Source organism: Enterobacter sp. WP_7_1, assembly GCF_003688535.1.
Lineage (GTDB): Bacteria > Pseudomonadota > Gammaproteobacteria > Enterobacterales > Enterobacteriaceae > Enterobacter > Enterobacter asburiae.
In genome coordinates, this window is the sequence record NZ_REFK01000004.1 from 114504 (window position 1) to 135770 (window position 21267).

Sequence of the window (21267 nt, forward strand, 5' to 3'; positions counted from 1 at the left end):
AGGGTTAAGCCTGGGCTGCCAGGCTCACTTCTTTTGCCACCCGTTCCGTCGCATCAGGGATAGCGGCCGCGCGCGCGCGTTGCGCCATCTCCAGCAGTGCGTCTCTGTTCCAGCCCGCCAGGGTGGTGGCGACCGCGTCGGCGGTAAATTGTGGCTGTTCAAATATCTTCGCGGCTCCGGCTTTCTCAAGCGGCAGCGCATTCCAGTACTGCTGTCTGTCTTTGTGCTGGAACGGCACAAACAGGGCCGGCAGACCCGCGGCGGCAATCTCGCTCACCGTCAGCGCGCCTGAACGACAAACCACGACATCGGCCCAGGCATACGCTGCCGCCATGTCGTCGATAAACTCTGTAACTTTATGCTGCGGCTGCCCCGCCTCGGCGTAAGCTTGCTCAACGGTATGCTGAGCGCCTTTTCCGCTCTGGTGCCAGATCGTCACGGTACCCCCCAGCTTTGCGGCAACCTGCGGCATCGTCTGGTTTAGGACACGCGCGCCCTGAGAGCCCCCGACAACCAGTACTCGAACCGGCCCTTCACGGCCCGTCAGGCGAGCATCCGGCAGCGGCAGCGCCAGCACGTCCACACGCACCGGGTTACCCACCACGTCCGCTTTCGGGAACGCGCCGGGAAACGCCTGCATAACTTTGGTAGCGATTTTCGCCAGCCACTTGTTGGTCAGTCCGGCAATACCGTTCTGTTCATGCAGCACAACGGGAATGCCTAACGACCACGCCGCCAGCCCGCCAGGACCCGAGACATAGCCGCCCATGCCCAGCACCACATCGGGCTTAAAGCGCTTCATGATGTTGCGCGCCTGACGCCAGGCGTTAAAAATACGCACCGGTGCCAGCAGCATTGCCTTGAGGCCCTTGCCCCGAAGGCCGGAAATACGAATAAAGTCGATCTCGATACCGTGCTTCGGCACCAGGTCGGCCTCCATGCGGTCTGCGGTTCCCAGCCAGCGTACCTGCCAGCCCTGATCCATTAAATGGTGCGCAACCGCCAGTCCCGGGAACACGTGTCCACCGGTACCGCCTGCCATCACCATTAACCGCTTCGGTTGATTCATCGTGAACCTCGTGTAAACGCCTGGGCTTTTTCCAGACGCGTTTCATAATCTATGCGCAACAAAAACATGATGGCCGTCGACATAATCAACAGACTGGAACCACCATAACTGATCAACGGCAACGTCAGACCTTTGGTCGGCAGCATACCCGCTGCGGCCCCGACGTTAACTAATGCCTGGAAGCTAAACCAGATACCAATTGAGCAGGCTAAGAATCCTGAGAAGCGGTGATCGATCTCCAGCGCTTTCCGGCCGATGGACATGGCGCGGAAAGCGACGAAGAATACCATTAATAGCGCTAATACCACACCGATATAACCCAGTTCTTCCGCAATAATGGAGAAGATGAAGTCAGTGTGCGCTTCCGGTAAATATTCCAGTTTCTGTACCGAGTTACCCAGCCCCTGCCCCCAGACTTCACCGCGACCAAAGGCCATCAGCGACTGCGTCAGCTGATAACCGCTGCCGAACGGATCTTCCCAAGGGTTCCAGAATGAGGTCACACGGCGAATACGGTAAGGCTCGGCGAGGATCAGCAGTACAACCGCCGAAATACCCATCCCGATGATAGCGATGAACTGCCACAGCTTCGCGCCCGCCAGGAACAGCATCGCCAGAGTGGTAACGAACAGCACGACAACGGTACCGAGGTCAGGCTGCGCCAGCAGTAATACCGCCAGCACCAGAATCACGCCCATCGGTTTTAAGAAGCCGCGCAGGTTGTTACGCACTTCATCAACCTTACGCACCAGGTAGTTAGCCAGGTAGCAGAACAGGGAGAGCTTGGTAAATTCCGCAGGCTGAATGCGCAGAGGGCCAAAGGCGATCCAGCGCGATGCCCCGTTAACAGAGCTCCCCACCACCAGTACGATCAGCAGCATAATAATCGAGGCGATCAGCATCGCCGTACTGTGCCGCTGCCAGAACTCCATCGGCAGACGCAAGGTCACCAGCGCCAGGCAGAACGCCAGGATGATGTAAAGACCATCACGCTTGGCAAACAGGAATGGATCGTTCGCCAGACGCTGCCCGACGGGCATTGAGGCTGACGTCACCATAATGAAGCCGACCGCCGCCAGCCCCATCGTGAGCCAGAACAGCGTGCGATCGTACATGACCAGGCTGTCGCTATCTTTTTGACGAGAGCCCATCACCCAGCCTTTGAGCGCCGCAAACACCCATGCCAGGATCCCAAATCCTGGCAGGCGCGGCATTTTCAGGCGAGGGAGAGATAAACGCATTAGCCTAACTCCTTCGCCAGGCGGGTAAAGACATCACCACGCTGTTCGAAATTCTTGAATTGATCGAGGCTGGCACAGGCCGGAGAGAGCAGCACCATATCGCCTGGCTTCACGCGAGGAGCAATCAGCCGCATCGCCTGTTCCATGGTTTCGGTTTGCTCGGCAACCTCAGGGCGCAGTTCAGCCAACTCGCTGCCGTCGCGGCCGAAGCAGTACAGGCGGATGTTATCTCCGGCGAGATACGGCTTCAGGGAGGAGAAATCAGCTGATTTACCGTCGCCGCCCAGCAGCAAATGCAGGGTGCCGTCAACGTGCAGACCGTTGAGCGCGGCCTCGGTGCTGCCCACGTTGGTGGCTTTGGAGTCGTTGATCCAGCGCACGCCGTTGTGCTCCAGCGCCAGCTGGAAACGGTGCGCGAGACCAGAAAACGTGGTTAACGCTTTCAGGCTGGAGGAGCGCGGCAGCCCTACTGCATCCGCCAGCGCCAGCGCCGCCAGGGCATTGGTATAGTTGTGCTGACCTGAGAGCTTCATCTCTTTCACGTTCAGCACTTTCTCACCTTTCACGCGCAGCCAGGTTTCGCCCAGCTGACGGTTCAGGTGGTAATCCCCCATCGTGATACCGAAGCTAATACAGCGATCGTCTGCACCGCGTACGGGCATGGTCAGCGCGTCATCGGCGTTTACAACGCAGACTTTGGCATTTTCATAAACGCGGAGCTTGGCGGCACGGTACTGCTGTAGACCAAATGGATACCTGTCCATATGATCTTCAGTCACGTTGAGGATCGTCGCAGCCGCAGCATGCAGGCTGGAGGTGGTTTCCAGCTGGAAGCTGGAAAGCTCAAGAACATACAGCTCGCAGCCTTTGTCCAGCAGCATCAGAGCAGGTAAACCAATGTTACCGCCAACGCCGACGTTCATTCCCGCCGCTTTCGCCATTTCACCCACCAGGGTGGTGACGGTGCTTTTACCGTTAGAACCGGTAATGGCGATAACGGGTGCCTGCGCTTCGCGGCAGAACAGCTCGATATCGCCGACAATCTCAACGCCCGCATCCGCGGCAGCGCTCAGCGAAGGATGCGCCAGCGCCATACCCGGGCTGGCGACAATCAGATCGGCTGCCAGCAGCCAGTCATCATTCAGACCACCAAGGTGGCGTTCAACCTGTTCCGGCAGTTTGTCCAGACCCGGCGGAGAGACACGCGTATCCATCACGCGTGGCGTCACGCCGCGTGCGAGGAAAAAGTCCACGCAGGAGAGCCCCGTGAGGCCCAACCCGATGATAACGACTTTTTTGCCCTGGTAATCTGCCATGATTAACGTACCTTCAGCGTTGCCAGGCCAATCAGCACCAGCATCAGCGAAATAATCCAGAAGCGCACAATCACGCGCGGCTCCGGCCAGCCTTTCAGTTCATAGTGGTGGTGAATCGGCGCCATACGGAAGATGCGCTGACCGCGCAGCTTGAAGGAACCGACCTGCAAAATCACCGACAGGGTTTCAACCACAAACACGCCGCCCATGATCACCAGCAGGAACTCCTGACGCAGCAGTACGGCGATAATGCCGAGCGCACCGCCCAAAGCCAGAGAACCGACGTCCCCCATAAAGACCTGCGCCGGATAGGTGTTGAACCACAGGAAGCCCAGCCCCGCGCCGACAATCGCCGTACAGACGATCACCAGCTCACCCGCGTGACGCAGATAAGGGATGTGCAGATAATTTGCAAAGTTCATGTTACCGGTCGCCCACGCCACCAGCGCAAAACCGGCAGCCACAAAGACGGTTGGCATAATCGCCAGACCATCCAGACCGTCGGTCAGGTTAACGGCGTTACCGGTACCGACAATCACAAAGTAGGCCAGCAGGATGTAGAACAGCCCCAGCTGCGGCATCACGTCCTTAAAGAACGGCACGACCAGCTCGGTGGCTGGCGTGTCTTTCCCGGCCAGATACAGCGCGAAGGCCACGCCCAGCGCGATCACCGACATCCAGAAATATTTCCAGCGCGCGATCAGGCCCTTAGTATCTTTGCGGACGACTTTGCGGTAATCATCAACAAAACCGATGATCCCGTAACCCACCAGTACCGTCAGAACGCACCAGACGTACGGGTTGGAGGGATACGCCCACAGCAGCACGGAAACGACGATGGCGGTCAGGATCATGATCCCGCCCATCGTCGGCGTGCCGCGCTTGCTGAAGTGCGATTCCGGACCGTCGTTACGCACAACCTGGCCGAAAGAGAGTTTTTGCAGACGGGCAATCATGCGCGGGCCCATCCACAACGAGATGAACAGCGCAGTCAGCAGGCTGACGATGGCGCGAAACGTCAGATACGAAAAGACGTTAAAGCCTGAATAATATTTGACCAAATGTTCGGCCAGCCAAACTAACATGTCCCGTTCTCCTGTAATGCGTGCACAACCTCTTCCATGGCGGCACTACGTGAACCTTTCACTAACACAGTCACAATTTGTTTTTCTGTAATCAACGCCTTAAGGCGCGCTATCAACGCGGTTTTATCAGCAAAATGCTCGCCTACGCCGCTGGCATGGCTAATCGCCTGGCTCAGTTTTCCTGCGCTCAGCACGCAGTCCAGCCCCGCCGCTTTCGCCGCTTCACCGACCTGCGTATGGCAGGCTTCGCTTTCGTCGCCCAGCTCAGCCATATCGCCAACCACCATGATGCGGTAGCCCGGCATTTCAGATAAAACCTGCACCGCCGCCGTCATTGAGCCAACGTTCGCGTTGTAGGAATCATCCAGCAGCAGCTTGTTTTCCGAAAGCTGAATCGGGAAAAGACGTCCCGGCACGGCTTTCAGGTTCGCCAGCCCGGTTTTAATCGCTTCATGCGACGCGCCCACCGCCGTCGACAGCGCCGCCGCCGCAAGCGCATTGGCGATGTTATGACGACCCGGCAGCGGCAGCAGCACATCAACGCCACCCGTTGGGGTGGTGAGGGTGAACTCCGTACCGTGCGACGTCACGTGGATATTGGTCGCGGTAAAATCACCGTTGGCCGCATTCGGCGAGAAGCGCCAGGTTTTACGCGAACCGATGATGCTTTGCCAGTTCAGCCAGTCGTTGTTATCGGCATTCAGAATGGCGATGCCGTCATCCGGCAGGCCGGTGTAAATCTCACCTTTGGCTTTCGCCACGCCTTCCAGCGAACCAAAACCTTCCAGATGCGCCGCCGCGAGGTTATTCACCAGCGCGGCTTCCGGGCGAGTCAGGCTCACGGTCCAGGCGATTTCGCCCTGGTGGTTTGCCCCTAACTCGATCACCGCAAATTCATGTTCTTTGGTCAGGCGGAGTAATGTCATCGGCACGCCGATGTCATTATTGAGGTTGCCCGCGGTATAAAGCGTATTCCCGCACTGGCTGAGGATCGCCGCCGTCATCTCTTTCACCGACGTCTTGCCTGATGATCCGGTCAAGGCGACAACGCGAGTAGGGACCTGCTGACGAACCCAGGCGGCCAGCTCACCGAACGCAAGACGCGTATCTTTCACCACAATTTGTGGCAGATCGATATCGAGCCTGCGACTGACGAGCAGCGCACTGGCACCGTTCTCTTTGGCCTGTTCTGCGAAATCATGCGCGTCAAAACGCTCGCCTTTCAGCGCCACAAACAGACAGCCTGCGGTGATTTTGCGGGTGTCCGTCGTTACGGCATCAATGGTCAGGTCTTGCCCGTGCAGGTCGCCCTGCAGAATAGCAGCGGCCTGGCTTAACGTGATGCTAATCATGCCACGACTCCCAGCAGGCGTGCTGCCGTTACGCGGTCCGAGTAGTCCAGACGGCGATTGCCAACGATCTGATAATCTTCATGGCCTTTACCCGCCAGCAGGACAACATCATTCTCCCGCGCCTGCATGATGGTGTTGGTCACGGCTTCCGCACGGCCTTCCACCACGCGAGCGCGGCCCGCGTCCAGCATGCCCGCCAGAATGTCATTGATGATGGCGCGCGGCTCTTCGGTACGCGGGTTGTCATCGGTCACAACTGGAATATCTGCGAACTGCTCGGCAATAGCCCCCATCAGCGGGCGTTTGCCTTTATCGCGATCGCCGCCGCAGCCAAACACGCACCAGAGCTTCCCTGTGCAGTGCAGGCGCGCCGCTTCCAGCGCTTTTTCCAGCGCATCCGGCGTGTGGGCATAATCAACCACAACGGTCGGCTTGCCCGGCGCGCTGAACACTTCCATACGGCCGCATACAGGCTGCAGACGCGCTGAGGTTTTCAGCAGTTCAGCCATCGGATAACCCAGCCCCAGCAGCGTTGCCAGGGCCAGCAGCAGGTTGCTGACGTTAAACGCGCCCATCAGGCGGCTTTCAATTTCACCTTCACCCCAGGAAGAGGCAAAGCGAATTGTCGCCCCGCTGTCGTGATAATTCACCTCAACCGCCTTCAGCCAGCGGCCGTGGCAGTTCGGATTGATATGGTCTTCCATCGACACCGCAACCGCATCCGGCAGCTTCGCCAGCCAGCGGCGGCCCACTTCGTCGTCGGCGTTGATGATGGCTTGTCCGTAATGGTGAGTAGAGAACAGCAGCCATTTCGCGGCTTCGTAATGCTCCATATCACCGTGATAATCAAGATGATCGCGGCTCAGGTTGGTAAACACGGAAGCAGCAAATTTCAGCGCCGCGACGCGGTGCTGAACCAGACCGTGCGAAGAGACTTCCATCGCAGCAAAGGTTGCCCCCTGCCCTGCCAGACCGGCAAGCACATGCTGTACGTCTACCGCCGAGCCGGTAGTGTTTTCCGTCGGGCTCACTTTGCCCAGCAGGCCGTTACCCACGGTACCCATCACCGCACCGGTTTCACCCAGCAGCTGGGCCCACTGCGCCATCAGTTGAGTGGTAGTGGTTTTACCGTTGGTACCCGTCACGCCAACCAGACGCAGCTGGTCGGAAGGTTCGTGATAAAAACGTCCCGCCAGCGCGGAAAGACGCTCGTTCAACTGGCTGAGATAGATAACCGGCACACCGTGCATTTCACGGATCTCACCGTCGGTTGCCTCATCTTTCGCCTCAGCAATAATGGCAGCCACACCTTGCGCAATCGCCTGCGGGATATAACGACGCCCGTCCGCCTGATGACCGACCACCGCCACAAAAAGATCGCCAGAAGCAGCCACGCGGCTGTCCAGTACCATCTCTCGCAGTGCTCGCTCCGGTGCATTTGGCACCCACGGAGCGAGAAGGTCGCGCAAATTACGATCTGCCACCTGTACCCTCGCCTTGATTAATTACAAATTCACTTTTTTCGCCCGTCGCCAGCGCATCCGGTTCAATGTTCATGGTGCGTAACACGCCGCCCATGATAGCCCCGAACACAGGCGCGGAGACGGCGCCGCCGTAGTATTTACCCGCCTGTGGATCGTTTATCACGACCACCAGCGCAAAACGCGGATTGCTTGCAGGCGCAACGCCTGCGGTATAGGCAATGTATTTGTTGATATAGCGGCCGTCCGGCCCTACTTTTTTCGCCGTACCGGTCTTGATGGCGATGCGATAACCTTTGATTGCCGCCTTCACGCCGCCGCCGCCGGGCAGCGCTACGCTTTCCATCATATGAACAACAGTACGGACGGTTGATTCCGGGAAGATACGCTCGCCGGGAACCGGTGGATCAACTTTGGTAATCGACAGCGGACGATAAACGCCATAGCTGCCGATCGTTGCATAGACTCGCGCTAACTGTAACGGTGTCACCATTAGCCCGTAGCCGAAAGAGAAGGTGGCCCTCTCTATGTCAGACCACCGTTGTTTTTGAGGATATAAGCCACTGCGTTCTCCGACCAACCCCAAATTGGTCGCCTTTCCAAGCCCAAAACGTGAGTAAGTCTCTACTAACGCTGAGGACGGCATCGCTAACGCCAGCTTTGAAACACCGACGTTACTCGACTTCTGTAACACCCCGGTCAGGGTCAATTCGCTGTAGCGCGCCACGTCTTTAATTTCGTGGCCGTTAATTCGGTATGGAATGGTATTCAGTACGGTGTTTTCATTGACGATACCGCGCTGAAGTGCAGTCATGACCACCATCGGCTTAACGGTCGAACCCGGTTCGAACACGTCGGTGATGGTACGGTTACGCATAACATCCTTCTGCGTACCGGTCAGATTGTTAGGGTTGTAGGAAGGGCTATTGGCCATCGCCAACACTTCACCCGTGTTGACGTCGACTAACACGGCACTGCCCGATTCCGCTTTGTTGAAGGCCACGGCGTTGTTCAGCTCGCGGTAAACCAGCGCCTGTAACCGCTCATCGATACTCAGTGCAAGGTTGTGTGCGGCCTGGCTGTCCGTTGAGGAAATATCCTCGATCACGCGACCATAGCGGTCTTTACGCACAATGCGCTCGCCGGGCTGGCCGGTGAGCCATTTATCAAAGCTTTTTTCAACGCCTTCAATCCCCTGGCTATCGACGTTAGTAAAGCCAATGAGGTGAGCGGTTACTTCTCCGGAAGGATAGTAACGACGGGATTCTTCACGCAGATGGATCCCCGGCAGCTTCAATTTTTTGATGTAGTCCGCCATGTCAGGGTTCACCTGACGCGCCAGATAGATAAAACGCCCTCTCGGGTTCGTATTCACGCGTGAAGCTAACTGGTCCAGCGGCATCTTCAGCGCGTCCGCAAGCGCCTTCCAGCGGTTATCAAGCGTGATACCGCCAGCGTCGTGCAGCTCTTTCGGATCGGCCCAGATCGCCTTCACCGGCACACTCACGGCCAGCGGACGACCCGAACGGTCGGTGATCATCCCGCGGGATGTCGACACTTCCTGGACGCGCAGGGAGCGCATGTCGCCCTGGCGCACCAGCATGTCAGGGGCGACGATTTGCAGCCAGGCCACGCGTCCCAGCAGAAAACCCAGAGCGAGTAAAATGCAGCCGCAAAGCAACGCAAAACGCCAACTGATAAAGTTGGCCTGTTCTTCCTGACGTTTTGGTTTTAGCGTTTTTGCCGCTGCTTTCATGCGTCGCGTTTTCCCTTATTTTTGTACTACGATATTTTCCTGCGAAGGATCAACATGCTGCAGCTGCAGCTTTTCCGTTGCGATCCGTTCAACCCGGCTGTGATCGCCGAGCGCGTTTTCTTCAAGGATCAGATTTCGCCATTCAATATCCAGCGCATCGCGTTCCAGTACCATCTGCTCGCGTTGCGCAGTCAATAAACGTGTATGGTGGGCGGTGGTCACCACCGTAACTGCCGTGACAATGATGCAAATGAACAGACAGAGTGGCAGTTTCCCAAACCGCAAAAGATCGTCGCCGATCACGCCAGGCAAGGCATGGCGCTCGTTGCTTCCTAACGAATCCTTAACTTTGCTTAGGGTCTCTGTCACTCTGCCGATCATGCGTTCGTCCTCTCTGCAACACGCAGCACTGAACTACGGGCGCGTGGATTCTCTGCCACTTCTTCTTCGCCCGGCATCAACTTGCCTAATGCTCGCAACTGACGGCCACCCAGCTTCCTGAGTTGTTCTTCCGTCATCGGCAGCCCCGCTGGCACCTGTGGACCGCGGCTTTGTTCACGCATAAAGCGTTTCACAATACGGTCTTCCAGCGAATGGAAGCTGATGATGGATAACCGCCCACCCGGGGCCAGCACGTCGAGCGAGCTTTTTAGCGCCAGCTCTATTTCCTCCAGTTCACTGTTTACCCAGATGCGAACCGCCTGGAAGGTACGGGTCGCGGGATGTTTGTGCTTATCCTTCACCGGTGTCGCCGCCGCGATCACCTCAGCCAACTCTTTGGTGCGGGTCATTGGCTCAATGCGATTGCGCTCAACGATGGCGCGCGCAATACGTTTGCCAAAGCGCTCTTCGCCGAACGTTTTGATGACCCATGCAATATCGGCTTCGTCAGCGGTCTGTAACCACTCAGCGGCAGACTGACCGCGCGTCGGGTCCATACGCATGTCCAGCGGACCATCACGCATAAAGGAGAAACCACGTTCAGCATCATCAAGTTGGGGTGAAGAGACGCCAAGATCGAGAAGAATCCCGTCGATCTTGCCCGTCAGGCCGCGCTCAGCTACATATTCCGCGAGCGCAGAGAAAGGTCCATGCACGATGGAAAAGCGTGGATCATTGATGGTCTGTGCAACGGCAATTGCCTGCGGATCGCGATCGATTGCCAGCAGACGTCCTTCCTCTCCAAGCTGGGAGAGAATCAAACGCGAGTGACCACCGCGACCAAACGTGCCATCAATGTAGATGCCATCCGGACGAATATTCAGACCGTTAACGGCCTCGTCCAGTAACACCGTTTTATGTTTATAATTTTCCATCATATTTATAGAGACAAGTCCTGCAGCCGTTCCGATAATGTCGCGGAATCAGACTGCTCAGCGTCGATATCTTCCTTGACCTGTTGATACCAGGTCGTTTCATCCCACAGTTCAAACTTGTTGAACTGCCCGACCAGCATCACTTCTTTGGTCAGACCGGCATGTTGCCGCAACACAGGCGCAATCAGTAATCGCCCTGCGTTATCCATCTGACATTCACTGGCATGTCCCAATAACAGCCGCTGCACGCGGCGTTCCTGCGGGTTCATGCTCGACAGTCGCGACAGCTTTTGCTCAATAATTTCCCATTCAGGCAAGGGGTAAAGCAGCAGGCAGGGGGAGTTAATGTCAATGGTGCAAACCATTTGACCCGCAGCGTTCTCAATCAGCTGGTCGCGGTATCGGGTTGGTACCGATAAACGCCCTTTGCTGTCGAGATTGACTAACGTAGCTCCACGGAACATGCCAGTCTCACCCCTCCTCACCACTTTAACCCACAAATTCCCACCTAAAGGAGTTTACGGAGCGAGGGAAAAGCTTGTCAAGCCAGGACTCTCCCTATAAGGACTCGAAAGCCCTCTATTTACAGAGATAAACAGTCCTGGTTAATAACTGCACAACTGGCGAGGCAAAATTAACGTTATGAATATTTGTAAGAAAAAAACCGAATATGCACACTAGCGTTAAAGCTCACTCAATATCATCGCAGATAAATATAAAGTGTCAGTTTGCGACGCGGGCAGCATTTTATGACAGATTCTCAGGGGATAACAGCGCCAGATTCACTCGGGCACCCGGTAAGCGCGGCGGTTGCCACGGAAGCTGGCAAAGGAGGAGAAAAAACGTCTGAATATTCATCGGCCGAAGAGGGTTTGTAACAAATTAATACAAAGATAGCTGTTTAAAATCGCCCGGACGTTCTTTAAAGGGCCAATTTAAAAGCCGGAATGAATTAAGAAAATAGGTGATTAGGATCTCTCAAGAATTATCCTAATTTCTCTCCGGGAATTATGCGAACGAATTATCGCAACAAAATGGGGCAGATTTCGCCGCCCCAGTCATTTCATTTTTGGCGGCTTAAAATTCCGCGATGGTAGAGATTACGTTTGATCCGCGTCAGGCCCGGCTTCGGTTTGCGCGGCTCATCCAGGCTTGCCAGCACAATCTCCAGCACGCGTTCAGCCACATCGCGGTGACGCTGTGCTACCGCCAGCACCGGGCACTGGAGGAAGTCGAGCAGCTCGTTATCCCCGAACGTGGCAATCGCCAGATCGGAGGGCAGTTTACCTTCACGGCGTAAGGTCACATCCATAACGCCCTGCAGCAACGCGAACGACGTGGTGAACAGCGCCTGAGGCATCGGGTGCGTTTCCAGCCATTTTTCGAACAGCTGTGCCGCGGCTTCACGCTCGTAGCTATTGGCATAGAGGTAGTGAACCTCGCGCGGATCGTCTTTCCAGGCGGTTCTGAATCCCTGCTCGCGCAGGAAGCTCACGGAAAGCTCAGGCAACGCGCCAAGATACAGCACTGTCTCAGCGGGGAATGTTCTCAGCTCTGCGGCCAGCATTTCTGCATCATCCTGATCCGCACCCACGACGCTGGTGAAATGCTCGCGATCGAGCGCGCGATCCAGCGCAACGATTGGGAACGGGTCGTTCGCCCAGCGCTGGTAGAACGGATGCTCTGGCGGCAAGGAGGTCGACACGATGATGGCATCCACCTGGCGCTGGAGCAGATGCTCAATGCAGCGCATCTCGTTGTCGGGCTGGTCTTCCGAGCAGGCAATCAGCAGTTGATAGCCGCGCTGGCGCGCCTGACGTTCAAGATAGTTGGCGATACGGGTATAGCTGGTGTTTTCCAGGTCAGGGATCACCAGACCAATAGAGCGGGTACGCCCGGCACGCAGACCGGCTGCGACAGCATTCGGATGGTAGTTATGCTCACGAACCACCGCCATAACTTTTTCAACGGTCTTGTCGCTGACACGGTACTGCTTTGCTTTACCGTTAATCACATAGCTGGCCGTTGTTCGTGACACGCCGGCTAGCCGGGCGATTTCATCCAGTTTCACAATTGCCCCTTAAAAAAAGAAAAGAGTCCATGGCCCTGTCAAGGTTATGGTTAAATCTTTTAACATCTAAACGCAGAAAAGCCTTCGCGGCAACCGCTTTTATCTGCGTTGTCGGCTGATTACGCAAAAAAAAGCCCGGCTTTGGTGACCGGGCAGAAAGAGGCGAACCTTTTTGACAACTAACGCATGATTTTCTCGCCGCGTGACAGACCCACAACACCCGATCTCGCGACCTCGACAATTTTTGCGACGTCCCGCACGGACGCCAGGAAAGCATCCAGCTTGTCGCTTGTCCCGACCAGCTGAACCGTATAAAGAGAAGGCGTGACGTCGATAATCTGTCCGCGGAAAATATCCGCATTGCGTTTGACTTCATCACGCCCGTAGCCACTGGCCTGGATTTTCACCAGCATGACCTCACGTTCAACGTAGGCCCCCTGCCCCAGCTCGCTCACACGCAGTACATCGACCAGCTTATGCAGCTGTTTTTCAATTTGCTCAAGTACTTTGGCATCGCCGACGGTTTGGATCGTCATGCGCGACAGCGTCGGGTCTTCCGTCGGGGCAACGGTCAGGCTTTCAATGTTATAGCCGCGCTGCGCAAAAAGGCCAATGACGCGCGACAGTGCGCCAGACTCGTTTTCCAGTAAAACAGATAATATCCGGCGCATATCAGGTTCTCTCCGTTTTGCTTAACCACATTTCATCCATACCACCACCACGAATATGCATCGGATAAACGTGCTCGGTTCCATCAACAATCACATCCATAAAGACGAGGCGGTTGTTTTTAACGTGCTCAAGCGCCTGTGCGAGCTTCGTTTCCAGCTCGGCCGGATCGGTCACCCGCATGCCTACGTGGCCATAAGCTTCAGCAAGACGAACAAAATCTGGCAGCGATTTCATGTAGGACTGTGAGTGGCGGCCAGAGTAGATCATATCCTGCCACTGCTTGACCATACCGAGATACCCGTTATTCAGGTTCAGCACCAGTACCGGCAGTTCATATTGCAGCGCGGTAGACAGCTCCTGAATATTCATCTGAATACTGCCGTCCCCCGTCACGCAGACGACGGTTTCATTCGGCAGCGCCAGCTTCACGCCCAGCGCGGCAGGCAGACCAAAGCCCATCGTTCCTAAACCACCGGAGTTGATCCAGTGTCGCGGTTTATCAAACGGGTAATACAGCGCGGCAAACATCTGATGCTGTCCCACGTCTGAGGTCACGTACGCCTCACCTTTCGTCAGACGCCACACCGCTTCAATGACCGCCTGCGGCTTAATGTTTTCACTTTGCGTGTCATATTTCAGGCACTGACGCGCGCGCCACTGTTCAATCTGCTGCCACCAGTCGCGGATCTCATCCAGCGGCTGGGTTGCACTCTCCTGGGTCAGCAGATCCAGCATTTGCTCCAGAACCTGACGGGCATCGCCGACGATCGGCACATCAGCCGACACCGTTTTTGAAATTGACGTTGGATCGATATCAATGTGCAGCACGGTGGCGTTCGGACAATACTTCGCCAGGTTGTTGGTGGTGCGATCGTCAAAGCGCACGCCGACGGCAAAGATCACATCGGAATGATGCATTGTCATGTTGGCTTCATAGGTGCCGTGCATACCCAGCATCCCCAGCGCCTGACGATGGGTGGCAGGGAACGCCCCCAGCCCCATCAGCGACGACGCAACGGGAAGGTTAAGCTTTTCAATCAGTTCACGAAGCTGGGCTTCACAGGCAGAGTTGATCGCCCCGCCACCGACATAGACCACCGGTTTTTTGGCCGCCAGAAGCGTTTGCAACGCTCGCTTGATCTGACCTTTATGCCCCTGCGTTGTGGGGTTATAAGAGCGCATGCTTACCGATTCCGGCCAGACATAAGGCAGCTTGTTTGCCGGGTTGAGAATATCTTTAGGTAGATCGACCACCACCGGTCCCGGGCGTCCGCTCGCCGCCAGCCAGAAGGCTTTTTTCAGTATGCCGGGAATGTCTTCTGTTTGCTTGACCAGGAAGCTGTGCTTCACAACGGGACGCGAAATCCCGACCATGTCGCACTCCTGAAACGCATCGTAGCCAATCAGTGAGGTTGCCACCTGCCCGGAGAGGATCACCAGCGGAATGGAGTCCATATAGGCCGTCGCAATGCCGGTAATGGCGTTTGTCGCACCGGGGCCGGACGTGACTAATACCACGCCCACTTCACCCGTCGCACGTGCCAGGCCGTCAGCCATGTGTACCGCCGCCTGCTCGTGACGTACCAGAACATGGTCAATGCCCCCAACCGTATGCAGCGCATCATAAATATCGAGGACCGCACCGCCAGGGTAGCCGAACACTTGCTTTACGCCCTGATCGATCAGCGACCGAACGACCATTTCCGCGCCAGACAACATCTCCATGCTTTGCCTCCAGGCATTTTGTTATAGACGGACTGCCGAATTCATTTCCGCACCGTCTTACGATTGGGATAAACCAATCTTATATTTTGCAGAGTGTTCTTTACCTTAACCGCTCGTTATGAGGCAGGCAATTAGCAAACCCGGTGAGATAAACGGTGTGTAAAGCAGAAAAAGCAGCTGTTATCAGAAGATATGGTTAATTCCTCTGAGAATAGAGGATGGGGTGATAAATCATCGCTGAAAACCGCGACAATGCAGGAAATCATCTATTTTTGCGCGCCGGAGAGCAGCACGAAAAAAAGCCTCACAGAACAAAATAGCAATTATCTAAAAAAACTCAGGATAAACCACATAAACCGATGCGATTTATCCTGATGCGTTTACCGGCGGCAGATGCCAACCAGCAACTCTTCCATCCACTGATGTCCTTTATCCCGGCCCGCGGCTTCATGCCAGGAAAGATAACAGGTACGGCTATTTAGCTTGAGCGGCAGAGGCAAAATTTGCAGATTTAAAGGGGCAGAAAACTCTTCTGCCAGCCAGCGCGGCGCAATTGCCACCAGCTGTGTCTGGGAAACCACGTTTAATACGCTGACCATGGCCATGCCCTGATAAGCCACGCTCGCCTGTTTATCCGCAGTGTCATACCACGGCAGGCTAAAGGAAGCATATCTGTCGAGCGCAACAACGGCGTGCTGCTCGTTATAAACATCGTTTTCTCGCAGCGGAGAATTCAGGCGCGGGTGTTTTTTACTGGCGACCAGAACCATTTCATCTTTAAACAGCGGCACGCAGGAAAATTCCGGACGACGGAACTCTTCATATCCCAGAACAAATTCGATCTCCTGATAGCGTAACTGATGTTCCGTGTTTTGATTCAGAGATGATTTAAAAACAAGATGGATATTTGGTGCGATCTCTTCAACTTTATTATAGATAATTGACGTTAAATAATTATCTAATGGGCTGCAGACACAAAGATGAAATACGCGCTCGCTGCTTAAAGGTTCAAAGCCCGATCCCGGCAGCTCATTTTGGACCAGTTGCAACGCCTGACGGATGGAGCCGAACAGCTGGAATGCGCGTGCGGTAGGCTGGATCCCCCTCCCGTAACGAACAAATAATTCGTCGTTAAACATGAGCTTAAGTCTGGCAACGGCATTACTCACCGCAGGTTGTGACATCCCCAACGCTTGAGCCGCGCGGGTGATATTCTGTTCCTGCATGACCGCATCAAACACCGTCAGAAGATTCAGATCCACCGTGCGTAACTGCGGTTTAATCCCATCAGTAGCTTGAGACTGTTTAATATTATTTTCTGGCACTTCTGACTCCACTGTCACGCTACACTCCTTTGCCAACGTACTGTAATAATCTCGAAAAATATGATTTATCATGCAAATACGATCAGCGAAAGAGAATTATTTAAAATTCGGAATATATAAAGACTCTATATTAACGAAAATTAATGAGCAAAAATGATATGTTTGACTTTAGGATCTGAATGAAACCATAAACCAAACAAATATACAATTGCCAACAGGTTAATGATGACTTAAGCATTATTAAACTGTTATTGCTATCTCCCTACATTTAGTTAACAACCTGTTATCTCCGTTCGTTTTTTAGCACTCAGAAATAGATTCACTGCATTTATAACTTAATGATATCCAAACTCTTTAAGCACAAAGCATCCTTTTCAAGACATTTCACTCATTTTTAAACAATTATTTTTATTTGTTTCTGCAACTCTTTTTTTAAGTCCAAAATTAGACAATTAGTTTGGTCAGTAAAGCTAAAACCAGCACAATTAGCTAAAGTGAATATCCTGTTGATTCCTTCTGTCGGGCCCGTTTTCATTCTCAGGGGTTGACATGAACAGCCGTATCCAGTACCACTAAAAGCATATTGAATTTAACGGAGCACGATTCATGACACGCACCATTCGTTTCACCGGTCTACTACTACTAAACGCATCCACTGTGCGCGGTAGACTGGCGGGCGAAATTCAGCGTTGAATCGTCACCAGTAAGACTAAAAACCCGCGCCACTGCGCGGGTTTTTTTATGCTCGTAGCAAGGCGCCCTAAGACTGACAAGGACCTAACCCATGAGCCAGCAAGTCATTATTTTCGATACTACTTTACGTGACGGTGAACAGGCATTACAGGCAAGCCTGAGTGTAAAAGAGAAACTGCAGATCGCGCTGGCTCTCGAACGTATGGGTGTCGACGTGATGGAGGTCGGTTTCCCTGTCTCTTCCCCGGGTGATTTCGAATCCGTACAGACCATTGCGCGCACCATTAAAAACAGCCGCGTCTGTGCCCTGGCACGCTGCGTAGAGAAAGACATCGACGTCGCCGCCGAGTCGCTGAAGGTCGCCGAAGCGTTCCGTATCCACACTTTTATTGCCACCTCGCCTATGCACATCGCAACCAAATTGCGCAGCACGCTGGATGAGGTGATTGAGCGCGCGGTCTACATGGTTAAGCGCGCACGCAACTATACCGATGACGTTGAATTCTCCTGTGAAGATGCGGGCCGTACGCCAATCGAAGACCTGGCGCGCGTTGTGGAAGCCGCCATCAACGCGGGCGCGAAAACCATCAACATCCCGGACACCGTCGGCTACACCATGCCGTTTGAGTTCTCCAACATCATCACCGGCCTGTATGACCGCGTGCCAAATATTGATAAAGCAATTATCTCCGTCCACACCCACGATGATTTGGGTCTGGCCGTGGGTAATGCGATCGCCGCCGTCCACGCAGGTGCACGTCAGGTTGAAGGCGCGATGAACGGTATCGGCGAACGCGCGGGCAACTGTTCGCTGGAAGAAGTGATCATGGCGATCAAAGTGCGCAAAGACATCATGGACGTGCACACCCGCATCAATCACAACGAAATCTGGCGCACCAGCCAGACCGTCAGCCAGATTTGCAACATGCCGATTCCGGCTAACAAAGCGATTGTCGGCACCGGCGCCTTCGCACACTCCTCCGGTATTCACCAGGATGGCGTCCTGAAGAACCGTGAAAACTACGAAATCATGACCCCGGAATCCATCGGCCTGAATCAGGTGCAGCTGAACCTGACCTCCCGTTCCGGCCGCGCCGCGGTTAAACACCGTATGGAAGAGATGGGTTATAAGGACAGTGATTACAACATGGATCAGCTGTACGACGCCTTCCTGAAGCTGGCCGACAAAAAAGGTCAGGTGTTCGACTATGACCTGGAAGCGCTGGCCTTTATTAACAAGCAGCAGGAAGAGCCTGAGCACTTCCGTCTGGATTACTTCAACGTGCAGTCCGGCTCCAGCGACATCGCCACTGCCTCGGTCAAACTGGCCTGCGGTAATGAAATTAAAGCAGAGGCCGCTAACGGTAACGGCCCTGTCGATGCCATCTACCAGGCGATTAATCGCGTCACCGAGTACGACGTTGAGCTGGTGAAGTATGACCTGACGGCCAAGGGCCACGGCAAAGATGCACTGGGTCAGGTCGACATTGTTGTTACCCACAATGGCCGCCGCTTCCACGGCGTGGGCCTGGCGACCGATATCGTTGAATCCTCCGCGAAAGCGATGGTGCATGTTCTGAACAACATCTGGCGCGCCGCCGAAGTCGAAAAAGAGTTGCAACGCAAAGCTCAGAATAAAGAGAACAACAAGGAAACCGTGTAATGTCGAAGAATTACCATATTGCTGTGTTGCCGGGCGACGGTATTGGTCCGGAAGTGATGGCACAGGCGCTGAAAGTACTGGAAGCCGTTCGCGCGCGTTTTGCGATGAAAATCACCACCAGCCACTACGACGTGGGCGGTATTGCGATTGATAACCACGGTACGCCACTGCCGAAAGCGACCGTGGAAGGCTGCGAAAATGCCGATGCCGTGCTGTTTGGTTCCGTCGGTGGCCCGAAATGGGAACACCTGCCGCCGGCAGAGCAGCCAGAGCGCGGCGCGCTGCTGCCGCTGCGTAAACATTTCAAGCTGTTCAGCAACCTGCGTCCGGCGAAGCTGTATCAGGGTCTGGAAGAGTTCTGCCCGCTGCGCGCGGATATCGCCGCCAACGGTTTCGACATTCTGTGCGTGCGTGAACTGACCGGCGGGATCTATTTCGGTCAGCCAAAAGGGCGCGAAGGCAGCGGACAACACGAGAAAGCGTTCGACACCGAGGTGTATCACCGTTTCGAAATCGAACGTATCGCCCACATCGCGTTCGAGTCGGCGCGCAAACGCCGCCATAAAGTGACCTCCATTGATAAAGCGAACGTGCTGCAGTCTTCCATTTTGTGGCGCGAGATCGTCAGTGAAGTGGCTAAGCAGTACCCGGACGTCGCGCTGTCGCACATGTACATCGACAACGCGACCATGCAGCTGATTAAAGATCCGTCCCAGTTTGACGTGCTGCTGTGCTCCAACCTGTTCGGCGATATCCTGTCTGACGAGTGCGCGATGATCACAGGCTCGATGGGCATGCTGCCCTCCGCAAGCCTGAATGAAGAAGGCTTTGGGCTGTACGAGCCTGCGGGCGGCTCCGCGCCGGATATCGCAGGCAAAAACATTGCCAACCCGATTGCGCAGATCCTCTCCCTGGCCCTGCTGCTGCGCTACAGCCTGGATGCAGGCGAGGCAGCAACCGCAATTGAGAACGCCATTAACCGGGCGTTAGAAGAAGGCGTCCGTACCGGCGATTTGGCACGCGGCACGGCAGCAGTCAGTACCGATGAAATGGGCGACATTATTGCCCGCTATGTCGCTGAAGGGGTGTAATCATGGCTAAGACGTTATATGAAAAGTTGTTTGATGCGCACGTTGTGTACGAGGCGCCAAACGAAACTCCGCTGCTGTACATTGACCGCCACCTGGTGCACGAAGTGACCTCTCCTCAGGCATTTGACGGCCTGCGCGCGCACAAGCGCCCGGTACGTCAGCCGGGTAAAACCTTCGCGACGATGGATCACAACGTATCCACCCAGACCAAAGACATCAATGCCTCGGGTGAGATGGCGCGTATCCAGATGCAGGAGCTGATTAAGAACTGCAACGAGTTTGGCGTTGAGCTGTACGACCTCAACCATCCGTACCAGGGCATCGTCCACGTGATGGGGCCTGAGCAAGGGATCACCCTGCCGGGCATGACCATCGTCTGCGGTGACTCCCATACGGCGACCCACGGCGCGTTTGGCGCCCTGGCGTTCGGGATTGGCACTTCCGAAGTGGAACATGTGCTGGCAACGCAGACCCTGAAACAGGGCCGCGCCAAAACCATGAAGATCGAAGTGAAGGGTAAAGCCGCACCGGGTATTACCGCAAAAGACATCGTGCTGGCCATCATTGGTAAAACCGGCAGCGCGGGCGGCACCGGTCATGTTGTTGAGTTCTGCGGGGAGGCCATCCAGGCGCTGAGCATGGAGGGGCGCATGACCCTGTGCAATATGGCCATTGAGATGGGCGCAAAAGCCGGTCTGGTCGCGCCGGACGAAACCACTTTCAACTACGTGAAGGGTCGTCTGCACGCGCCGAAAGGTCAGGATTTTGACGACGCGGTCGCGTACTGGAAAACCCTGAAAACCGACGATGGGGCAACGTTTGATACCGTTGTCACGCTGCAGGCAGAAGAGATTGCGCCTCAGGTAACCTGGGGCACCAACCCGGGTCAGGTAATTTCCGTCAATGACGCCATCCCCGATCCGGCCTCCTTCGCCGATCCGGTCGAGCGCGCCAGTGCTGAAAAAGCGCTGGCCTATATGGGACTGAAGCCCGGCGTACCGTTGACCGATGTTGCCATTGATAAAGTCTTTATCGGTTCCTGCACCAACTCCCGTATCGAAGATTTGCGTGCCGCCGCCGAGATTGCCAAAGGCCGCAAAGTGGCACCAGGCGTACAGGCGCTGGTGGTACCTGGCTCCGGTCCGGTGAAGGCCCAGGCGGAAGCCGAAGGTCTGGATAAGATCTTTATCGAAGCGGGCTTCGAGTGGCGTCTGCCTGGCTGCTCCATGTGTCTGGCCATGAACAACGATCGCCTCAATCCGGGTGAGCGCTGCGCCTCTACCAGCAACCGTAACTTTGAAGGCCGTCAGGGCCGCGGTGGGCGCACCCATCTGGTCAGCCCGGCAATGGCCGCCGCTGCGGCAGTCACCGGCCATTTCGCCGATATTCGCAGCCTGAAATAAGGAGACAA

The 21267-nt window shown here is 55.3% G+C and carries 18 protein-coding genes; 4 read left to right on the forward strand and 14 right to left on the reverse strand.

What is annotated here, in order from left to right:
- Positions 1 to 4 precede the first annotated feature (4 nt).
- From murG to leuO, 14 genes are all read right to left on the reverse strand, one after another.
- Positions 5 to 1069 (reverse strand): undecaprenyldiphospho-muramoylpentapeptide beta-N-acetylglucosaminyltransferase, encoded by a 1065-nt coding sequence (gene murG / locus BJ885_RS16830; protein WP_121932494.1) that lies wholly within the window; start codon positions 1067 to 1069, stop codon positions 5 to 7.
- On the reverse strand, positions 1066 to 2310 hold the full coding sequence (gene ftsW / locus BJ885_RS16835) for a cell division protein FtsW (protein WP_121932493.1): 1245 nt from the start codon (positions 2308 to 2310) through the stop codon (positions 1066 to 1068). Before ftsW ends, murG begins: the two co-directional genes overlap by 4 nt.
- Positions 2310 to 3626, reverse strand: a complete 1317-nt coding sequence (gene murD, locus BJ885_RS16840; RefSeq protein ID WP_045355138.1) for a UDP-N-acetylmuramoyl-L-alanine--D-glutamate ligase — start codon at positions 3624 to 3626, stop codon at positions 2310 to 2312. Before murD ends, ftsW begins: the two co-directional genes overlap by 1 nt.
- Before the next feature lie 2 nt (positions 3627 to 3628).
- Positions 3629 to 4711 carry a phospho-N-acetylmuramoyl-pentapeptide-transferase gene (mraY, locus tag BJ885_RS16845; RefSeq protein ID WP_008501985.1) on the reverse strand — a complete coding sequence of 361 codons (1083 nt, stop codon included), beginning with the start codon at positions 4709 to 4711 and terminating at the stop codon, positions 3629 to 3631.
- Positions 4705 to 6063 (reverse strand): UDP-N-acetylmuramoyl-tripeptide--D-alanyl-D-alanine ligase, encoded by a 1359-nt coding sequence (gene murF, locus BJ885_RS16850; protein WP_121932492.1) that lies wholly within the window; start codon positions 6061 to 6063, stop codon positions 4705 to 4707. Before murF ends, mraY begins: the two co-directional genes overlap by 7 nt.
- Positions 6060 to 7547 (reverse strand): UDP-N-acetylmuramoyl-L-alanyl-D-glutamate--2,6-diaminopimelate ligase, encoded by a 1488-nt coding sequence (murE, locus tag BJ885_RS16855; RefSeq protein WP_121932491.1) that lies wholly within the window; start codon positions 7545 to 7547, stop codon positions 6060 to 6062. Before murE ends, murF begins: the two co-directional genes overlap by 4 nt.
- A complete protein-coding gene (locus BJ885_RS16860; protein ID WP_029741225.1) occupies positions 7534 to 9300 on the reverse strand; it encodes a peptidoglycan glycosyltransferase FtsI in 1767 nt (588 codons plus the stop codon). Before BJ885_RS16860 ends, murE begins: the two co-directional genes overlap by 14 nt.
- 15 nt (positions 9301 to 9315) lie before the next feature.
- On the reverse strand, positions 9316 to 9681 hold the full coding sequence (ftsL, locus tag BJ885_RS16865) for a cell division protein FtsL (RefSeq protein WP_008501989.1): 366 nt from the start codon (positions 9679 to 9681) through the stop codon (positions 9316 to 9318).
- Positions 9678 to 10619, reverse strand: coding sequence for a 16S rRNA (cytosine(1402)-N(4))-methyltransferase RsmH (gene rsmH / locus BJ885_RS16870; RefSeq protein ID WP_023310390.1), 942 nt, complete (start codon positions 10617 to 10619; stop codon positions 9678 to 9680). The genes ftsL and rsmH overlap by 4 nt, the downstream gene beginning before the upstream one ends.
- A 2-nt stretch (positions 10620 to 10621) precedes the next feature.
- On the reverse strand, positions 10622 to 11080 hold the full coding sequence (gene mraZ / locus BJ885_RS16875; protein ID WP_021240528.1) for a division/cell wall cluster transcriptional repressor MraZ: 459 nt from the start codon (positions 11078 to 11080) through the stop codon (positions 10622 to 10624).
- Positions 11081 to 11679: 599 nt separating this feature from the next.
- Positions 11680 to 12687, reverse strand: a complete 1008-nt coding sequence (gene cra, locus BJ885_RS16880) for a catabolite repressor/activator (protein ID WP_008501993.1) — start codon at positions 12685 to 12687, stop codon at positions 11680 to 11682.
- A gap of 179 nt (positions 12688 to 12866) precedes the next feature.
- Positions 12867 to 13358 (reverse strand): acetolactate synthase small subunit, encoded by a 492-nt coding sequence (gene ilvN / locus BJ885_RS16885; protein ID WP_023310389.1) that lies wholly within the window; start codon positions 13356 to 13358, stop codon positions 12867 to 12869.
- Position 13359: 1 nt separating this feature from the next.
- Entirely contained in the window at positions 13360 to 15084 is a 1725-nt protein-coding gene (ilvI, locus tag BJ885_RS16890; RefSeq protein WP_029741224.1) for an acetolactate synthase 3 large subunit, read from the reverse strand.
- 380 nt (positions 15085 to 15464) lie between these two features.
- Entirely contained in the window at positions 15465 to 16409 is a 945-nt protein-coding gene (gene leuO, locus BJ885_RS16895; protein ID WP_147449227.1) for a transcriptional regulator LeuO, read from the reverse strand.
- 606 nt (positions 16410 to 17015) lie between these two features.
- On the opposite strand from leuO, the gene leuL reads away from it, so the two are divergent.
- The 4 genes from leuL (at position 17016) to leuC (ending at position 21259) form a co-directional block, all read left to right on the forward strand.
- Positions 17016 to 17102 carry a leu operon leader peptide gene (leuL, locus tag BJ885_RS23590; RefSeq protein ID WP_071786497.1) on the forward strand — a complete coding sequence of 29 codons (87 nt, stop codon included), beginning with the start codon at positions 17016 to 17018 and terminating at the stop codon, positions 17100 to 17102.
- A 91-nt stretch (positions 17103 to 17193) separates the two neighbouring features.
- Positions 17194 to 18765, forward strand: a complete 1572-nt coding sequence (leuA, locus tag BJ885_RS16905; RefSeq protein ID WP_121932489.1) for a 2-isopropylmalate synthase — start codon at positions 17194 to 17196, stop codon at positions 18763 to 18765.
- Positions 18765 to 19856, forward strand: coding sequence for a 3-isopropylmalate dehydrogenase (gene leuB / locus BJ885_RS16910; protein WP_047060144.1), 1092 nt, complete (start codon positions 18765 to 18767; stop codon positions 19854 to 19856). The genes leuA and leuB overlap by 1 nt, the downstream gene beginning before the upstream one ends.
- Positions 19857 to 19858: 2 nt before the next feature.
- Complete coding sequence (leuC, locus tag BJ885_RS16915) at positions 19859 to 21259, forward strand: 3-isopropylmalate dehydratase large subunit (protein WP_121932488.1); 1401 nt, start codon at positions 19859 to 19861, stop codon at positions 21257 to 21259.
- Positions 21260 to 21267 lie beyond the last annotated feature (8 nt).

Coding starts and splice junctions, on each gene's coding strand:
- murG (WP_121932494.1), bottom strand. CDS start 1,069: ATGAATCAACCGAAGCGGTTAATGGTGATGGCAGGCGGTACCGGTGGA.
- ftsW (WP_121932493.1), bottom strand. CDS start 2,310: ATGCGTTTATCTCTCCCTCGCCTGAAAATGCCGCGCCTGCCAGGATTT.
- murD (WP_045355138.1), bottom strand. CDS start 3,626: ATGGCAGATTACCAGGGCAAAAAAGTCGTTATCATCGGGTTGGGCCTC.
- mraY (WP_008501985.1), bottom strand. CDS start 4,711: ATGTTAGTTTGGCTGGCCGAACATTTGGTCAAATATTATTCAGGCTTT.
- murF (WP_121932492.1), bottom strand. CDS start 6,063: ATGATTAGCATCACGTTAAGCCAGGCCGCTGCTATTCTGCAGGGCGAC.
- BJ885_RS16860 (WP_029741225.1), bottom strand. CDS start 9,300: ATGAAAGCAGCGGCAAAAACGCTAAAACCAAAACGTCAGGAAGAACAG.
- ftsL (WP_008501989.1), bottom strand. CDS start 9,681: ATGATCGGCAGAGTGACAGAGACCCTAAGCAAAGTTAAGGATTCGTTA.
- rsmH (WP_023310390.1), bottom strand. CDS start 10,619: ATGATGGAAAATTATAAACATAAAACGGTGTTACTGGACGAGGCCGTT.
- mraZ (WP_021240528.1), bottom strand. CDS start 11,080: ATGTTCCGTGGAGCTACGTTAGTCAATCTCGACAGCAAAGGGCGTTTA.
- ilvN (WP_023310389.1), bottom strand. CDS start 13,358: ATGCGCCGGATATTATCTGTTTTACTGGAAAACGAGTCTGGCGCACTG.
- ilvI (WP_029741224.1), bottom strand. CDS start 15,084: ATGGAGATGTTGTCTGGCGCGGAAATGGTCGTTCGGTCGCTGATCGAT.
- leuL (WP_071786497.1), top strand. CDS start 17,016: ATGACACGCACCATTCGTTTCACCGGTCTACTACTACTAAACGCATCC.
- leuA (WP_121932489.1), top strand. CDS start 17,194: ATGAGCCAGCAAGTCATTATTTTCGATACTACTTTACGTGACGGTGAA.
- leuB (WP_047060144.1), top strand. CDS start 18,765: ATGTCGAAGAATTACCATATTGCTGTGTTGCCGGGCGACGGTATTGGT.
- leuC (WP_121932488.1), top strand. CDS start 19,859: ATGGCTAAGACGTTATATGAAAAGTTGTTTGATGCGCACGTTGTGTAC.